Genomic DNA, 18,175 nt, shown 5'->3' with positions numbered 1-18,175 from the left:
ATAAAAAAATCATATTTTTTTTATATATTTCAGTAAAACACTTGACTGATTTATTCAAGCGTGTTAGAATGAGTTAACTTATTTAAAAGATAAAAGTAAACGAGGGCAGCATGGAAAAAAACGTAAAAAAATTAAACCTTATAAATAACATCTTCTATTATTTGGGTATCTGGTTAAAAACCTTCCCGGCAGGTATCGTCTTTATACTTATTTCTATACCTATCCGCATTTTTATGATTTACCAAACCATCCTTATTCCGAAAGCCATTATACTGGGTATTGAAACGGGGGCAGAAGCTAAGGAAGTTTTACTTTCCATATTGACGGCAGGACTCTTGATAACTGCCTGTAAAGTTATCTTACAGGTACTTGAAACAAAACTGATGGCCCTAGGTTCCCGTCCCTTATTCTATATTTATTCGGTACCTGTAAATAGAAAAATCTTTGAACTTAATTACCAAACCCTAATTTCTCCCGAAATGCAGACAAAGATAACCAAGGTAAAAAACATAGTTATGACGGGAAGCTCAGGCGGGCCCTTTCATTTTTTTGGGCTCAACCTATCCTTTCTTTTAACTGCAATTGCCGGAGCCTTTTTCTTTAGCTCAGGTATCATAAGCATCGACTTAATTCTTCTATTTATAGTTTTGGCTTCAGGGACCGTGAATTTATTGTATGGAATATACACAGGAAAATACACTCACAAAAATATGGAAGAACGCGGTGATGATGAAAAAAAAGAAGGATACATTCTTACAACCGCAGAAGACAGACGTTTTGCAAAAGACATACGCCTTTATAAGATGAAGGATTGGCTGATTGAAAATTTTGAGCACTATCACAGGCGGGTAAAAAAATTTTTAAAAGCAGAATCCAATGTTCAGGCAGGAGGAAAAATCTTAAACGCCTTAATGATTTTTATAAGAGATATTTTTGCATACATTTACCTAATTTACCAATTAAATGCAGGAACCATTGCCGTTTCTCAATTTGTTTTTCTTATCGGCTTGGTCATGGAATTTTCAAAATGGATGGACGCTATTGTTCTTCAAATAAGCAACTTAATTATATTTAACAGCGAATTAAGTCAAATAAGAATTTTTTTAAACACACCTGAAGAAAAAAAAGAAGGAGATTTGACCGCAAACGATACTGCCGAAAAGCCATCGATCGAATTCCAAAATCTTTCCTTTAGGTACTCGGAAAATGCTTCATGGATTTTTAAAGACTTTAATTTAAAAATTAGTCCGGGAGAAAAGTTAGCTCTGGTCGGAATCAATGGAGCAGGAAAAACAACCCTCATGCATCTTTTAATGGGGCTTTTAGAACCGACAGAGGGAAATATTTTAATTGACGGGAAAAAGAGTTCCGATTTTAAAAAGCAGGAATACTATAATTTATTTTCTCCGGTATTTCAGGATATAAATATTTTTCCTGAAAGTTTTGCAGCCAATGTTGCAGGAACGGAAAATATAAACGAAGAGAAACTACAAAATGCAGTTGCTTTAAGCGGTTTAAATGAAATGGTTTCAAATCTCCCCAAGGGCCTCGAAACTATTTTAGTAAAGGAAAGCAATGACGAAGCTGTCGATCTATCGGGCGGACAAAATCAAAGGATGCTTCTTGCAAGGGCTCTATACAAAAATGCAAAAATAAATATTTTGGACGAACCGACAGCTGCCTTAGATCCGATTGCAGAAAGTAAAATATATGAAGAGTATGACAAAATGAGTAAAGAAAAAACTTCTATTTTTATTTCACACAGATTAGCATCTACAAAATTTTGCGATCGAATTATTTTACTCGAACACGGGAAAATAATAGAAGAAGGTACTCATAATGAGCTTATGAAGCAAAACAAGACATATAAAAGAATGTATGATATTCAAAGTAAGTATTATAAAGAAAATAAAGGAGATGAAAATGAATAGGCTTAAAAGATTTTTTAGAATGTTTTCTTATTTTGAAAAAATAGAAAGAGGTTCAATGTGGAGTAATATCTTTTTTTATATTATAGAAGCCGTAAGGCCCTTGTGTCTCCTATATTTATCCAAGATAATAATTGAATCACTAATCAGCCAAAAATCAATAAATGAAGTTTTAAAATCAACTATTATTCTTTTAACCTCATTTATGCTTTTGTCGATAATTGCAGGAGTTTTAGAAAAACGATTTATGTACCACTTAAAATGTTTTTCTAAAAAGCATACTATGGAAAAAGCTCTTAAAGTTTTAAGATTAAATTTTGAACTTACGGAACAAAACGAATTTCAAAACGAGTTAAATGCGATTAAACAGTTTGAACGCTTTATAGTTTTTTCTAACAGCGATTTTATGAGAAAAACAGGAACCTGTGTGGGAGGTTTTATAGGAGCAGGGACTGCCCTATATTTCTTTATAGGTCTTTTTAACTCCCAAGGATTTATGGGGCTTTCCGCCACATTTATAAATTGCAGCTTTTTAATTCTTTTGATAGCATTTAATGTAATTTCTTTTTATTTATCAAAATATATTTATAAAAAATTTGGAGAACATATTTCAGGCGAAGTCAATAAAAATGCACGCTACCTAAAAACCTATATGAATTTAATTTACGATTATAGGACGGGAAAAGATATCAGATTATACGATAAAGGTTTAGCTGAAAAGTACACGGGAACCTATCTTGCAATGCAAAAAAGTTCTCATGATTTTATGGCAAAGTTTTTTTCGCGCACTATCGGAGCAAGCAAGCTCCTCGAAGGCTCTCTTTTACTTTTAATCTTTTTGTTTGTAGGTTTAAAAGCTATTTATGGTTCCATTGCAGTAAGCGAAGTATTTTTTTACATAGGAGCGATAAATATTTTTTCGGCACAAATATATGAAGCTGTTGACGGATTAACCACCCTTGTTCCTTCAGATAAGTCTCGCGAAAAACTATTAAACTTCCTCGGCATAGACGAAAAAAAGTATTCGGGAACTCTTTCGGTAAAAAAAGATGCACCCTTTATATTTGAATTAAAAGATTTAAGTTTTAAATATCCCGATCAAGACAAATATGCTCTTAAAAATATAAACCTAAAAATAGATGCGAATCAAAAACTTGCAATGGTCGGTAAAAACGGCTCAGGAAAAACAACCCTCATCAAATTACTTGTAAGACTTTACGAGCCGACTGAAGGCGAAATACTTTTAAACGGTGTAAACATAAAAGACTATGACTATGATGAGTACATAGATATTTTCTCGATAGTCTTTCAGGATTTTAAATTATTATCACTTAAATTAGGAGAAAATGTAGCGGCCTCAAGCACATACGATAAAGAAAAAGTTTCCGATTCCCTTTCAAAAACAGGTATGGAAGATTTTTATAAAAAGTACGGAAGCGAAGCATACCTTTATCAAAATTTTGAAACAGAAGGTATTGAGGCTTCAGGAGGCGAAGCTCAAAAAATTGCAATGGCCCGCGCAATTTATCACGGAGGAAAGATTTTTATCTTGGATGAACCGACGGCAGCCCTCGACCCTATTTCGGAAGCTGAAATTTATTCTCATTTTGATACTATAACTTCAAAAAATACTGCCATCTATATTTCGCACCGGCTTTCTTCATGTAAATTCTGTGACCAAATCGCAGTTATGGATGAAGGTAATCTTGTCCAATACGGAAATCATGATGAACTTGTTTCGGATACAACGGGAAAATACTACGAGCTTTGGAATGCACAGGCAAGGCACTATCAAGAGGAAGAAACTTATACGGTATAAATTCCAATAAGGCTATAAGTATTTTTAACCGATAAAATTTTCATTTATCAGATGTGTCTTTAAAAAATATTCTATCTCAATTCGTACACGGGATAAAAAATGCTTATCCAAGATTGTTTCGGACAAAGAATTATAATCAGGAAAATGAAGATATAGATATGGCATAGACAAAAGAAGTTCTTTTATTTCTTCATCGGAAGAATTCAGCTTCCCCGTAAAAATATTTTTAAGTTTAAGGAGTTTTTCTTTTTCGTAAGTTAAAAAATATTTAATTTCTTTTTCTTTGTTTTTATAATCAAAGGCAATAAAATTTATTTTATCATCATTTTTATTTACAAAAAAAGATTTTTCATAACTCGAATAAAAATCATCGATTATTTTTTTTGCCTCATTAAGGTTTATTTTTTTTGAATTTATTTCCAAACCTGATTGTCCTACATCAAAAAAATTTTCTTTAAAAGCAAAAAACTTTTTATAAAGTTCGGCATAATTTTTTAAGTTTGGAGAAGTAAAAACAGAAGCCTCGTCCTTTCCTTTTTCACAAATGAGTTTTTCAGGGAACAAAGATTCTCCCGAATACAGCCCTTTTATTTTAGAAAGATCCGAGAACAAATTTTTAACCTGATAACTCAGCTTTGAATGACTAAAGCCGCATCCCCACGAAAAATCCAATCCCGTATGAAAAATAGGAAGACCGCCAAAGGCTAATCGTTCGGCAACGGCTAAGGCCGAAAGCCCTACCGACCCCATGGCTTCAAGCCTTAAAGGTAAGATATTTTTTTTGTGTAACCCTGAAAAAAAAGAGCCGGCAAGACTGTCTTGAGCTGCATAATCGGTAAAGAAAAAGGCCTTATCTCCGTTTAACGTTGCAAGCAAAGAAGGATTAGCCGTAAGATCGGCAATGATGGGAATGCCCAAATCTGCAATACCGATAAAGGCCTTTTGAATCCAATATTGAGACTCAAGCAAAACAACAGCATCGGGCCTTATTTCGGGATAAAGTCCTGAAAGTGCAGCATCGACTGCAAGAACAAAAAGCCTATCCCTATCTTCTTTTATAAAAGCGATCGAAGAATCAAGGGAAGGACCCGCCCCTACCACAATAATAGGTTTTCTAACCGATTTTTCGATTAAAGAGCCGAAATGAGAATTTGTCTTTACAATAGAATAATAATTTTTAAAAAAATTGCGGGCATAATTTCTGCCGAATTGAATTAAGGTTAATCGGTTAATCCATATTTGCGAAATATATTGAGAAATAAAATCAAAGGCTTGGGAATAAAAGGCTTGATTTAAAGCAGCACCGCCCGAAAAATCAATCCTCACAACACGCCTGATCTTTTTTCCTTTAATAAAATTTTCAAGCCGGCTTAATAAAAGATTTATCGATTCTGTTCTTAAATACAAAAATCTAGTATCTTCTAAAATAGTTTTATCGATCTGTGATGTTGAAAGATTCATCAACTCTTCATCGGCTTCTAAACCGAGAAGAAAAGAATTGTGTGGAAGTTTTTCTAAAAGTTCTTTTAGCCCGTATCCTAAAACAGGCGATACACAAAGCACCAATGTTTCGCTTTGAATTACAATAGAAGATATTAATTGTAGAATATTTTTTTGCGGTGAGCGTTTTGAATATAAGAACTTACCCTTGTATAAAACCGAAAAACCTGAGTCAATCGGAATGAGCTCAGGTTTTTCATTATTTGTAATCATTATTATTTAAATAGGTTCCCAAAATTATCTTGGAATTTAGCATTGGTAAAAATATAATCCATAAAGGTTTTATGAGCAATCGGAAGAGGATAATTCATTCCCTGCATACTCATAATAGCTGCTATGTGATAATAGGGGAACCAAGCTCCTGCCTGATTTTGGTAATCCGTTTTAGTACGATCCATTGTGTAGCTGTCAATTTCTTTTTCTTCTGCAAGAGTTAAAACGGCAACCTCAGAACCGGCAAGAATAGGCTCGGAAATTTCTCCGCTCTTTAAAGCAAAGGCCTTTTTAAAAAAGGCTTCGTTTTTTGAAAGAGCTGCAAAAACACCCTGAGCCGGAAGAGGCGGAAGGGAGCTTGCGTTTCCGTAATTGATTCCAAAAAGATTTGAAGTCTCAACCGTTAAGGTTGTTTCTTTAAAATCTTCAGCAGCTTTTTCAAGCCCTAAAGCTTTTGCATTTTCCGCAAATTTATTTGCAGTTTGGAGCACATAATCTTCGAGCATTCCCTTTTCATTTCGATTCATGTAATTTCGAATATTTGAAATAAGAGACTCACTTTCAAAATCGGGAAGAGAAGGCTCTGCGTTACACCTTACAATTCCGAACATGCCGTTTTGCATAGAAACAACAGGGCTTAAATCTGAAGGCTTCAAAGCTAAAACAGCTTTAAGATGTTCGTTATCGGGGAAATATCTATTTATATCCGTTCGATAATTTGAAGTAATCTTTCCGCTTTCATCTGTCAAGGTTTTTGTTGCATTTAAAATAACGGCATCCTCAAAACTTACTTCTCCGCTTTTAAGAGAGGCAAGCATCTTCTTTGCTTCTTCTTCGGTGGGATAGCTTAACAAGGATAGATCATAGCTTGTAAAAAGATCGCTGTGTTCTTTTCCGTATTTTACGATTTCGGAAGAAGGATAGAGGCTCAAATTAAAAACGACATATTTAAAGCTTCTTTCTTTCTTTGCCATATCGACAATAAAATCGGTTTCGTTTGAAGATGTTTTAAGACCGTAGCTATTTCCATTTCCGAATAGGTCTTCAATATATCTGTTATCCTTAATATATTTTTCGATTTCTTTTCTATATGTAACTCTGGTAGTTTCGGGAGTCTGCCGGTACCTTGTTTCGGAATAAACTCCGTTTTCATCCAAATAATAGTTTATTAGATCCTTATTAACTCGGAACTGAGGAACACGGTATCCGGCATTTATAACCTCATCTTCCATAGCTACTTGCACAACGGCAGCTCTAAAAGCCAAATATGAGAGCTGCTGCCAGAAAAATTCCCTCATTTGAGCATCTTCCGGCTCGATTTTTTGCCTCTCAACGTAATTAGCCAAAAAGTGATATTGATCTACAAAGGGAGAAGACGGACCGTTATCGATTCTTACATTACCCCATTTTCCGACTACAGTAAAACCTTGAGATGCGCGTTCCGTGACCATGGGAGCTACAACAAAGGCGATTACACCCAAAACAAAAACAATAATGCCTCCTATGGAAGCAGCAACTTTTTTTGAACCAGCCATATAAACCTCTAAAAATGTAAATTTAGACTTAAAGTAGAATACTACCACTTATAGAGCCTTTTTGTCAATACATAGGCTCAGGGCAAAAAAAAACGGAACCGATATAAACCGATTCCGTTTTGAGCTATTCAGGATTCGAACCTGAGACCCACGCCTTAAAAGGGCGTTGCTCTACCTACTGAGCTAATAGCCCATTTTGCATTTGCAACAGGGGCTATAATATCACAGGTTAAAATAAATGTCAATACTAAATTGGTCAAAAAAAGCATATTTTTGGAAATTTTTAGCTCCAAGACTCAAATTTCAGTTATAATTTAAAACAATTTTTATCTGAATATAAAGGTTCCCTGTAACAGTTACCAGCTGCCGGAAGCACCGCCGCCTCCAAAGCTGCCTCCTCCGCCGGAATATCCGCCGCCGTCTCCGGAATCGGAAAATTTAAACACAGTTCTTGAAGTAAATAAATTCGTCGCTAATTCATGACCGGTAAAGCCCTGCAAGCTTACTAAACGGAACAAAATCCAAAAAAAGCATGGAATCAGCCTGCAAATGATGAACCAAATCACAAGCATAAGCAAGAGTCCAATAATGATGGTAAGACCATCAAGATCTTCATCGGAGGAACCGATGTCGGATAAAATGTTTTCATCCTGTAATGCATGTCCTGCGATAGCCTTTACACCTAGGAATATTCCGGTACCGAAATTTTTAGATTTAAATTTCGGTGCAATTATATTGCGTATGATACGTCCGGCAGCAGCATCCGTAAGATTTGCTTCAAGCCCGTACCCTACTTCAATGCGCATTTTTCGGTCATTCACGGCAACAAGGAGCAAAACACCGGAGTCTTTTTCTTTGGAACCCAACTGCCAAGTTTCTGCAACACGCAAGGAGTATTCTTCAAGATTTTCTCCTTCTAGCGAGGGAATAGTAAGCACAACAATTTGTACATCCGACTTTTTTTCAATTCCAAAAAGAAAGTTCTCTATTTCAGCCTTTTTATCATACGATAGAACTCCGGCTAAATCGTTTACCGGCCCTTTGAGATTGGGCACAGCAAGGCTAAAAGCTTTAAACAAGGTCAAAAACAAAAAACAAAGGATAAACAGATTTTTAATATTTTTTTTCATTTACTTCTCCAAGACAACAAGCCCGTCAGGGTATTCATTAGGATTTCCTTCCGTTTTAGGAAAATGTTTTGAAAGAATATTTCCGCATTCTTCCACGGCAGCACAAAGGCTTTTTGCAGTCTGTTTCGATTTTAAACCTTCGGTTATTGTTTTACAAATACCGTTCCATGTACCTTGCTCTACCTTTTCCGCAATACCGGAATCGGCAATAATAAAAACCTTTCTTTCAAGGATAGAAACAAAGATCAAAATACCGGTTCTTTCAGCTGTCTTATAAATTCCGCATTCTACAAAGTGCCTCAAAGCTCTGGCATATACTCTTGCTTCTTTAATCCGTCTCGGAATTATTAATCTGTCAAGTGCCGGAATGTTGATCAGCAAAAAGAAAAGCAGCATTATAATCCAAACGCTAAATCCGATTACGGCTGTAAGGATCTTAGGTGCAGGATACCATAATTTTGTTTGAAGAAGCCGCCAGATACCGTCTCCAAAATAAAGCATGATAAAAAAAGAAACAAAGGCAAGGCATAGTGCTGCAAACATTTCCACAAAAGAGTAAGTATCGCTTTGCGGAATAACGGCCAAGGCGATTTCACCGCTTGTATTTTTTTCCGCTTTTGCAACAGCCTCCTTAATCAAATCCAAATCTTTATTTGTAATATGTATTTTGTTTAATGCTCGGTTATTTTCCATAAAGTTATCTCCAAGGTTTATTTTATCATTTTTACGCGAAAATCTCAAGCCGAGATTTAAATAGAAGTTACAAAAGTAAACAGCCCGAAGATGATGCCGGGTAAATTGGCTATGGTAATCGGCCAATCCCGTTTAGGTTTTTTCATAAGGCCGTACATGACCCAAAGCATACAGTTTATTGCGGCAACCAAGGGCTGAAGCCAATTACCTTTCATTCCGTTTAGATTATTATGTATTTGCGGAATATAAGAAACATACATAGCCATTGCAGCGGCGGTTGCAGTCCATCCTAAAATGGTAAAAAATTTAGAGTTCATATCTTAGGCTTATTTTATCTAAGCCGACAGACCTTGTCAAGATTTTATGATATAATATCTCATGCACTTTGTAAAAGCAAAAGGAATTTTATCTCCAAAAAACGGAATGAATATTTATCGGGGCTGCTCCCACGGCTGTATCTACTGCGACTCAAGAAGTGAATGCTATCAAATGGCTCATGACTTTGAAGATATCGAAGTTAAAGAAAACGCAGTAGAACTTTTAGAAGAAGCCTTACGAAAAAAAAGAAAAAAGTGTATGATCGGAATGGGCTCAATGACTGATCCCTATCTTCCCCTTGAAAAAGAACTAGGTCTTACAAGAAAGATTATCGAAACAATTTACAAATACGGTTTCGGCTTTACACTGATAACAAAATCTTCCCTCATCCTTAGAGACTTGGATCTTCTAAAAGCAATAAACAAAAAAACAAAATGCGTTGTTCAAATGACACTGACTACCTATGATGATTCCCTGTGTAAAATACCGGAGCCCAATGTTGCAGTAACAAGCGAAAGATTTAAGGTATTAAAAAAGCTGAATGAAGAAGGAATTCCGGCAGTGGTTTGGCTTACTCCCATTCTTCCATTTATAAATGATAATCCTGAAAACATAGAAGGCATTTTGAGGTATTGTATTGAGGCTAAGGTCTTAGGAATAATCTCATTCGGGATGGGATTAACTCTAAGAAAGGGCAACAGGGAATTCTTTTATAAGAAACTTGACCAACATTTTCCCGGATTAAAACAAAAATATATCAAGCTCTACGGAGAAAACTACTCGGTAATGAGCCCTCATAATGCAAGTCTTATGAATTTATTTTTTAAGCTATGTAAAGAAAACGGCATCGAGCATAATCCCGATAAGATATTTTCATATTTAAACAAGTTTGAAGATAAACAGCAAACGCAATTGGAATTTTTTTGATAAGTTTATTGTTGATAAAATCACATCGAATCTTGTTTTTTTTGGAAAAATTATATATAATTATCTAAGGAGGATTACAATGAAAAATATAACATTAAGCCTTGATGAAGATATATTAACAGCCGGACAGGAATATGCTAAAAATCAAAATATTTCTTTCAATAGCCTAATTCGTAAATTGCTTGAACAAACAATTCACTCTCAAAAACACAAATGGCTGGATGATACATTTTCTTTAATGGATAAAGTTTCTATTTCTACAGAAAAAAAACAATGGACAAGGGATGAGTTATATCGTGAATAAAATATTTATTGATACAAATATACTTGTTTACGCACTTGACAATCGAGATAATGATAAAATGAATAAAGCACGCAATATATTAAGAAAGGTAATTTATGAAAACAAACCGGTAATATCTGCGCAGGTAATAAATGAATTCTACGTTGCTGCAACTAAAAAATTAAGCATAGACAAAAATCTTATAAAAACTATAGTCCACAATTTTAAAAATATGGAAATTATAGCAAGTGATTTACAATTAACAGAAAATGCTATAAAGATAAGTATAGAATCACAGATATCCTTTTGGGATTCATTAATTATTGCTGCTGCTGAAAAAGCTAATTGTAAATTGATTATATCCGAAGATTTAAATTCAGGACAAAAATATCAAGACATTTCACTTATAAATCCATTCCAAGAGGAAATATAGCTACCCTTGACTATTCCTATAAAAAGCACTATCATAATATTAATTCCTTATGAAAGATTTACGAAAAAGAACCTTCAATGTTTCAGGTCTTAGTTTTTTGGTTTATTCTCTTTCTTCTATTGCAATCTCGATATGTCTGGTAAATATTAAAAGAGACTTAAATTTTTCGCTGACACAAGCGGGCTTATTCGGAATGCTTTGTGCTATCGAGCAGATGATAATTCTTTTTATAAGCCCCATCTTTGCCGCAAAATTCGGTAAGATAAAGGTACTAAGAGTATCTCTTTTGATATTAACCGCAGGGCTTTTTTTCTTTTCAAAAAGCATCAACTTTGTTACGGCTCTTTTAAGCGCCCTTTGCATGGGCTTGGGAGTTGCAAATATGGAAGCCCTGCTGACTCCCATAGTAAACGATTTATATCCGAACGATACCGGAGCCAAGATGAATATGATGCACGCCTTCTGGCCCTTGGGAACTTGTTCCGGGCTGATAGGTTTCGGCTACATCCTTTCAATAGGAATAAACTGGAGATATATTTATATAGGCCTATCGATCTTTGCACTCTTAATTTGCCTTTCCTATCCTTCATCAAAAAAAATAGACCTCCCGCCCTCGGACGGAAGCAAGGCAGCCTTTAAAGAAATATTTTCCCTGCCCTCCTTTTGGCTTTTCGGCCTTGCCCTCTTCTTTGCAGGAGGAGCTGAAGGAGCCTTTGCTTTTTGGTCGGCTACTTTAATTCAGCTTTATCTAAAGGCCTCTGCCTTTTATGCAGGAATTGTAACGGCAAGCTTTGCCCTCGGAATGTTTATCGGAAGATCCTTAAACAGCAAGATCTTAAAAAAAGTTTCTATTCAAAAAGCGATTATAGTTTCTTCAATTGCGTCATTTATAGTCAGCCTCTTATTTATTTTTGTAAACTCTCTTTTAGGCCTCGCTGCTTTTTTATTTTGTATGGGGCTTTGCCTTGCATGCCTTTGGCCGACAATTCAATCCTTTGCCGCTGCCATCCTTCCGGTAGATGCTACAGCCCTCATGATTTTTTTATCATGCTTCGGCGTGCCCGGCTACAGCACTGCAAGTTTTATAATGGGAATAGTAGGCGATAAATACGATTTATTCATTGCCTTTATTACGGTAGTACCCGTATTTTTAATTTTGGTTCCGATTCTTTTTATCATGGGCTGCAAGTTTTCAGGTTCGCCTAAACTACGGCCGGTAAAAAGAAAAATTATAAGATCATAAGGTTGGAAAAGTGTATGATTAATTTTAAAAAGGGAATGTATGAGTTAAATGATGAAAAGAATTTCAACTTTCAGCTAAACCGTTTAATTAATTGGGACGGAGGGAATTTAGAAGAAGTTAAAAAGGTTTCATCATCGATTAAAACTTGTGAAGACTGGCAGAATGTTCTAATAGACTTAGGCGACAAGGCCTTAAATGAGGGAAGAACTGAGGAAAGCATTGCTTATTACCGCATGAGCGAATTCTTTATGAGCGATGATAATCCGAACAAACTAAAATATTACAGTCTTGCAGTAGATCTTTTTTATAAGCACTATCAAAAATATTTCGATGAAGGAATTGTAGAAAAACTATCCGTTCCGTATAAAAACATAAATCTTCCTGTGCTGCATGTTCAAGCAAAGGGTGAAAAATTGGGAACCATATTGCTCCATGGAGGAAATGACAGCTATATGGAAGAATTCCTTTTTCCTATTCTGTACCTTTCCGAAAACGGCTATGAGGTTTTTCTTTTTGAAGGTCCCGGACAGGGAGGCGTGCTGCGTGTACAAAAAATGGGATTCACCTATAAATGGGAAGAACCTGTTTCTGCAATCTTAGATGCCTTCAACTTGAACGATGTAATAATCATAGGAGTATCCTTAGGAGGAATGTTGGCCCCACGTGCTGCCGCCTTTGAAAAAAGAATAAAGAAAATTATAGCATGGTCGGTATTTCCGAATTTTATGTCGGTCGCCCTCCACCATCTTCCATGCGTTTTAAAAACCTTCCTCATTCTTTTATTGAAGTTAGGCTGCAAGCATATAGTCAATTTTATCGCAAGACAAAAAATGAAAAAAGATCCTATGATGGAATGGGTTTTTAAACACGGTATGCACGCTTATTCGATGCCGAGCCCCTATCATTATTTAAAAAACCTAAATAATTTTCAGATTCTTAATATAGCCGATAAAATAACTCAGGACATTTTAATATTGCACGGAAAGACCGATCACTTTATCGATTGGCGTTTATACAAGCCCGAAATCGATTCTCTTGTAAACGCCCATTCCGTTTCTCTTCGTCTTTTTACAAAGGAAGAAGAAGCCTCGGATCACTGCCAATGCGGAGACACAAAACTTGCCCTTGATACAATCCTTTGCTGGCTTAAAAGTTTTAACTCATAATAAATTTTATATAATGGTAAAAAATGAATTTATTGGATAAGGACAAAATCGAAGAAGTATACCGCCGCCTAAAAAAGAATAACCCTAACCCGAAAGGCGAATTACACTCTGCAAATATTTTCACTCTTTTGGTGGCGGTAGTACTATCGGCTCAGGCAACGGATGTCGGTGTAAACAAGGCAACAGGCCCTTTGTTTAAGGCAGCCGACACGCCTCAAAAAATGATAGAGCTGGGCGAAGAAAAAATTCGCGAGTACATAAAAACAATAAATTTATACCCGACAAAGGCAAAGCGTATTTTCGAATTAAGCCGCATAATCCAAAACGAGTATGCAGGAAAAGTCCCCGATACTATGGAAGAACTTATAAAACTTCCCGGAGTCGGCCGCAAAACGGCAAACGTGGTTTTAAACATGGGCTTCGGAAAACCTGCAATCGCAGTTGATACGCATATCCTCCGCACAGCTCCTCGCATAGGACTCTCATCGGGAAAAACTCCCATTCAAGTTGAAGAAGACCTGCTTAAAGTAACTCCAAAAAAATATTTACTCAATGCTCACCACTGGATTCTCCTCCACGGCAGATATATCTGCAAGGCCGGAAAACCCGAATGTGAAACCTGCTTTTTATCGGATATCTGCATGAAGAATCTATAAACCTAAATTGACTTCTCTTGTCTGCTGACATTTCTCTCATCTTGAGCATTTGAATTTTTTTACGATTTATAGTATTATAATAGAATAATTTTTGGAGGAATACTATGAAAAAGACAAAGATAGTATGCACAATAGGCCCAGCTTCCGAGTCGGAAAGGGTCTTAACCGAAATGTTTAAGGCCGGCTTAAATGTGTGCCGCCTTAATTTTTCGCACGGAAGTCATGAAGAACATAAAGTTAAAATAGATCGAATAAAAAAAATAAGGGAAGAGCTGAAAATGCCCGTTGCCATCTTATTGGATACAAAGGGACCCGAAATCAGATTAGGTGTTTTTGAAAAACCTGCTCAAATTGTGCAGGGACAGGAATTTATTATCACGACAAGAGATGTTGTAGGCACAAACCAGATATGCAGCATTTCTTACAAAAATATCGCAGCCGAAGTTAAACCGAAAAGCAGAATCCTTATAAACGACGGATTGCTGGAATTACAGGTTATAGATATCTTGAATGATACGGACATAGAATGTGTTGCAGTAAATTCGGGAACCCTAACCAGCCGAAAAGGCGTAAACATTCCGGGCCTGAGGGTAAACCTTCCTTACATGAGTGAAAAAGATATTTCCGATATCGAATTCGGAATTCAAAATGATGTAGATTTTATTGCAGCTTCCTTTACCCAAAGAGCCGACGATATTATCCAAATAAGAAAACTTTTGGAAAAACACAAAAGCAAAATCGGCATTATCGCAAAAATAGAAAATCAAGAAGGCTTGGATAACATAGATGAAATCTTAGCGGCAGCTGACGGAATAATGGTTGCCCGCGGAGATCTAGGTGTCGAAATAGAGCCGGAAAAAATTCCTCATCTTCAAAAGCGTCTTATAAAAAAAGCAAACCTTGCAGGCAAACCGGTTATAACCGCTACCCAGATGCTTGAATCGATGACCCACAACCTGCGTCCGACACGTGCTGAGGTCACTGACGTTGCAAACGCCATCTTAGACGGAACATCAGCCGTAATGCTTTCGGGAGAAACGGCAGCAGGAGAATATCCCGTCGAAACTGTGGCCATGATGACTTCCATTGCAAAGTCTATCGAAGAAACCTTAGATTACGAAAAACTTTTCGTTGAAAATGTTTCTCTCCATGAAACCACAATCACAAATGCCATTGCAAGAGCCACATGCTCCACCGCCCTTGCCCTCGATGCAAATGCGATCATAACGGCATCCGCTTCGGGAATAACGCCTAGGGCTCTGTCAAAATTTAAACCCAAGGTACCGATTATCGCTATCACCGAATCTCCTCAGGTTATGCGGAAGCTCGCCCTCGACTGGGACGTATATCCGATTTTAGCCGATCCTATAAAATCGACCGACAACATGTTCGATGTTTGTTCTCAAATTGCAAAGAAGACAGGTCACGTAAAAAAAGGAGATATAGCTATCCTCACGGCGGGTATACCTATAGGAAAGGCCGGATCTACCAACCTCTTAAAGGTAGAAATAATAGAATAAGGTAATTACAAAATGGAAAAAAAATATGCTATTTTAATTGACGGCGACAACATAGCTCCTTCCTATCTTGATTCGATAATTTCCGAAGTTTCAAAGGAAGGAGAGGTTCTGATAAAAAGACTTTACGGAGACTGGACTACTCCCAACATGAACGGCTGGAAACCTTGGCTTGAAAAAGTGCCTATCCGGCCGGTTCAACAATTTAGAAACGGCCCCAATGCAACCGACAACACAATCATAATGGATGCCATAGAACTTGCAAACACAAATCAGGGAATAAATGCCGTCTGCATAGTTTCTACAGATTCCGATTATTACAGCCTTGCTCTCAAACTTAGAGAATACGGACTCTATGTTTTGGGAATCGGAAGGTCCAATGCAAAACCTCTTTGGGTAAATGCATGTAACGAATTTAAGTACCTTGAAAACTTTGATGAAACGGAAGAATATGAAGAAGACGCAAAAAGCGGTAAAAAGTCTAAATCCCTCGAAGAACTTATCTGCCATGCCTATAGAAATTCCCGCATGACAGAAGAAGGCTGGGTAAGCCTCTCCGACCTGGGAAATTCCATCCGTAACTTTATGCCGGAATTCGACCCGCGCTCTTACAGCCACAACACTTTGAGAGAAATAATCGATGCCCTGTCGGACGATTTCGAACTTAGTTCGGATGAAAGGATACCGCCCAACTATTGGATAAAGGCAATAGGCCGAAAGGATGAAAAGCCCAAGGTAAAGGGAAAAATAAAACGACTTATGAACCGCTACGGAATTATCGAAAACGAAAACGGAGACTTTTTCTTTTCGTTTACGAACATCGATAAAAAGTGCAGAGATAAACTTATAAAAGAGGGAACCCCGGTAAAATTCAGGGTGTTCAAGATGCCCAATCCCAAGGGCGAAGACTCGGCTGACAGAAACGGCAAGGCAGCCGAAATCGAAATAATAGGTTAAGATCATGGAAAATAAACAAGAAAAAGACAAGATAGTAAAATTTGCAGCGTTAAAATTATGGATCCGAATGTCGGCCCTTGTAATCGGAGGCGCAATTTTTTATTTGAATATATCTTACATGAAAGAGGGAGAGTATTCCATAATTGCCCTTATTTTTGGAACCCTGTTTTTAGCAGCAGGCCTTTTCGAAAATTCGTGGTATTTTAATATCACAAAAGAACAGGCTATTCAAAAAGCGGGAATATTCTTTTTTCCAAAAACAAAAATTATAAATTTTTCGGCAATCCACAGCATCGAAATTGAAACCTTCAAAAGGCCGGCTCGTTTCGGTACCTTTACCGAGGTTAAGATGATCTTGCTTGACGGAAAAACAATAGTTATCGACAATGATAAAACAAAGGTTCTTCAAAGACAGCTTGAAGAAATAGCTGAAGTTCAAGATGCAATAAGACGTCAAAGTCATAAAAAAGCCGAAGACTTTTTTAACGCAGTGGCAGCCGATATTTTAAATCCTAAGGAATAAACCTTTTGAAGCCCTTAAAAATATTTGTATTTTTTATCTCATTTTTTCTTTTATGGAGCTGCAAACGTCAAGAACAGTCGGATACATTCCACATTCCTTTTTTAAAAGAAAAGGCAGAAGAAATTATTTTTATGGTAAACGATAAGGACTGGGAAGGCATAAGAGAATTAAGCACCGAAGAGTTTAAAAAAAATTTGGATGAAGAATTTATAAATTTAAATACTAAAATATTTTTTGAACCTGCCGGAAAATACCTCTACACAAAAGAAGCCTATTTTTTGGAAACAAAGGATAAAAACTCTGGCGAAGTTATAGGGATTATTATCGTTAAGGCAGGATACGAAAATAAAACCCTATGCTACACCTTCAATTTTGCAAAGGACACTAAACTCATAGGCTTTTTCTTAAAATAGATTTTATGGCTTCTTAAATGTTCTAGCAGCCGATATTTTGAAGCCCTAATCTTCTTTTTCCCAGAAGTATGTAAAAAAGTAACTTGTTATATCTTCAGGATCAGTCTCATCGCTTAGCTTATAAGCATCGGTACCTCGCTGAATTGTGCATTGAGTTTTTTCGGTAAACAGTTTTGAAAGCAAATACATTGCAGGTCTGTTATCGCAGATGCCGAGCGTCCAAGCCGAGGGTTTTAGGCTTGTCAAAAAATGACGGGATTTTGCGTCCTTTGCAGCCGTTTGTTCTACATTTGACTTATGCGAAAAGTCGGAAGAAATCAAAAGGAAGGAGTCCTCATCCTTGACAGAAAAAACTTTTTTGATCGTCTCATAAAGTTTACCTGCAAGGTTCATATTTACGGGAGGTTCTCCGTAATAAGCAAGAGCAACAACCTTCGCTTCAGGAAAGTATTTTTTTATGTAGGGAATCAATGTTGAAACGCCGTGCTCATAAACAAAGACTTCATCATCAAAGGGGACATTAAAAAGCCGGGCAAGTTTTTCGCATCCTTCCTTTTCGGAATGAACAAGCCCGTCTTTGGTATTCCATGATCCTTGAGTCAACGAAAAATCGTATAAAGAAAGGCCCCAATGAGAAGGACTTAAAACGTAAAAAGTTTTTATATCCCTTGCATCGGCAAGTTCGGTAAACCAATCATTTATTAAAGCATCGGTTAAAAGATGGTGACTCACCGTCCCGCCCCAAGGCTTCGCCCCCTCAGGCAAGGAAGCTTCCTTGGGGATAAATCTCGTTGCGGGCGGCCTTTCCCCGTCGGAACTCCATGTTCCGAAAATTTTCTCGGCATCTTCAGGTCTGCCGTTTCTGCCTGTACAAGCCGTTAAACAAAAGCAAATAAGAAATAAAGCTTTTATAAATTTCAT

Annotated in this window: 18 protein-coding genes and 1 tRNA gene; 12 read left to right on the top strand and 7 right to left on the bottom strand. The window is 36.7% G+C overall.

The window, feature by feature from the left end:
* Positions 1-110 precede the first annotated feature (110 nt).
* A complete protein-coding gene (locus E4O04_RS04175; RefSeq protein WP_253710100.1) occupies positions 111-1,931 on the top strand; it encodes an ABC transporter ATP-binding protein in 1,821 nt (606 codons plus the stop codon).
* Positions 1,924-3,747, top strand: a complete 1,824-nt coding sequence (locus E4O04_RS04170; protein ID WP_253710097.1) for an ABC transporter ATP-binding protein — start codon at positions 1,924-1,926, stop codon at positions 3,745-3,747. Before E4O04_RS04175 ends, E4O04_RS04170 begins: the two co-directional genes overlap by 8 nt.
* Before the next feature lie 24 nt (positions 3,748-3,771).
* On the opposite strand, the gene E4O04_RS04165 is transcribed toward E4O04_RS04170, so the two are convergent.
* From E4O04_RS04165 to E4O04_RS04140, 6 genes are all read right to left on the bottom strand, one after another.
* Positions 3,772-5,460: a motility associated factor glycosyltransferase family protein gene (locus tag E4O04_RS04165; protein ID WP_253710095.1), complete on the bottom strand. Its 1,689-nt coding sequence runs from the start codon at positions 5,458-5,460 to the stop codon at positions 3,772-3,774.
* Between the two features lie 2 nt (positions 5,461-5,462).
* On the bottom strand, positions 5,463-6,995 hold the full coding sequence (locus E4O04_RS04160; RefSeq protein ID WP_253710092.1) for a peptidylprolyl isomerase: 1,533 nt from the start codon (positions 6,993-6,995) through the stop codon (positions 5,463-5,465).
* Positions 6,996-7,115: 120 nt separating this feature from the next.
* Positions 7,116-7,188 (bottom strand) — tRNA-Lys (locus tag E4O04_RS04155).
* A gap of 163 nt (positions 7,189-7,351) precedes the next feature.
* Complete coding sequence (locus tag E4O04_RS04150; protein WP_253710090.1) at positions 7,352-8,125, bottom strand: TPM domain-containing protein; 774 nt, start codon at positions 8,123-8,125, stop codon at positions 7,352-7,354.
* Positions 8,126-8,818, bottom strand: a complete 693-nt coding sequence (locus E4O04_RS04145; protein WP_253710088.1) for a TPM domain-containing protein — start codon at positions 8,816-8,818, stop codon at positions 8,126-8,128.
* Between the two features lie 56 nt (positions 8,819-8,874).
* Complete coding sequence (locus E4O04_RS04140; RefSeq protein ID WP_253710087.1) at positions 8,875-9,135, bottom strand: SemiSWEET family transporter; 261 nt, start codon at positions 9,133-9,135, stop codon at positions 8,875-8,877.
* Positions 9,136-9,196: 61 nt separating this feature from the next.
* Here E4O04_RS04140 and E4O04_RS04135 point away from each other — a divergent pair, with 61 nt between their 5' ends.
* The 10 genes from E4O04_RS04135 (at position 9,197) to E4O04_RS04090 (ending at position 17,254) form a co-directional block, all read left to right on the top strand.
* Positions 9,197-10,063, top strand: coding sequence for an SPL family radical SAM protein (locus tag E4O04_RS04135; RefSeq protein WP_253710085.1), 867 nt, complete (start codon positions 9,197-9,199; stop codon positions 10,061-10,063).
* A gap of 79 nt (positions 10,064-10,142) precedes the next feature.
* Entirely contained in the window at positions 10,143-10,367 is a 225-nt protein-coding gene (locus E4O04_RS04130; RefSeq protein ID WP_253677212.1) for a DUF6364 family protein, read from the top strand.
* A complete protein-coding gene (locus E4O04_RS04125) occupies positions 10,348-10,779 on the top strand; it encodes a PIN domain-containing protein (RefSeq protein WP_256488884.1) in 432 nt (143 codons plus the stop codon). Before E4O04_RS04130 ends, E4O04_RS04125 begins: the two co-directional genes overlap by 20 nt.
* A 49-nt stretch (positions 10,780-10,828) precedes the next feature.
* Entirely contained in the window at positions 10,829-12,022 is a 1,194-nt protein-coding gene (locus E4O04_RS04120) for an MFS transporter (protein ID WP_253710084.1), read from the top strand.
* Between the two features lie 14 nt (positions 12,023-12,036).
* Entirely contained in the window at positions 12,037-13,188 is a 1,152-nt protein-coding gene (locus E4O04_RS04115; protein WP_253685252.1) for an alpha/beta hydrolase family protein, read from the top strand.
* 23 nt (positions 13,189-13,211) lie between these two features.
* Positions 13,212-13,844, top strand: coding sequence for an endonuclease III (gene nth, locus E4O04_RS04110; protein WP_253685254.1), 633 nt, complete (start codon positions 13,212-13,214; stop codon positions 13,842-13,844).
* Positions 13,845-13,948: 104 nt separating this feature from the next.
* Positions 13,949-15,364 carry a pyruvate kinase gene (gene pyk / locus E4O04_RS04105; RefSeq protein ID WP_253685256.1) on the top strand — a complete coding sequence of 472 codons (1,416 nt, stop codon included), beginning with the start codon at positions 13,949-13,951 and terminating at the stop codon, positions 15,362-15,364.
* A 12-nt stretch (positions 15,365-15,376) separates the two neighbouring features.
* Positions 15,377-16,318 carry an NYN domain-containing protein gene (locus E4O04_RS04100; RefSeq protein ID WP_253685258.1) on the top strand — a complete coding sequence of 314 codons (942 nt, stop codon included), beginning with the start codon at positions 15,377-15,379 and terminating at the stop codon, positions 16,316-16,318.
* A 4-nt stretch (positions 16,319-16,322) separates the two neighbouring features.
* Positions 16,323-16,841, top strand: coding sequence for a YdbT family protein (locus tag E4O04_RS04095; protein WP_253685260.1), 519 nt, complete (start codon positions 16,323-16,325; stop codon positions 16,839-16,841).
* A gap of 5 nt (positions 16,842-16,846) precedes the next feature.
* Positions 16,847-17,254: a DUF3887 domain-containing protein gene (locus E4O04_RS04090; RefSeq protein ID WP_253685262.1), complete on the top strand. Its 408-nt coding sequence runs from the start codon at positions 16,847-16,849 to the stop codon at positions 17,252-17,254.
* Positions 17,255-17,299: 45 nt separating this feature from the next.
* Here the strand turns inward: E4O04_RS04090 and amrB are convergent, their stop codons facing one another.
* Positions 17,300-18,175, bottom strand: a complete 876-nt coding sequence (gene amrB / locus E4O04_RS04085) for an AmmeMemoRadiSam system protein B (protein WP_253710082.1) — start codon at positions 18,173-18,175, stop codon at positions 17,300-17,302.

Source organism: Treponema sp. OMZ 799 (assembly GCF_024181365.1).
In the GTDB taxonomy this organism is placed as follows: domain Bacteria; phylum Spirochaetota; class Spirochaetia; order Treponematales; family Treponemataceae; genus Treponema_B.
Note: the sequence above shows the minus strand (reverse complement) of the source record. Positions and strands in the feature narration are given on the sequence as shown.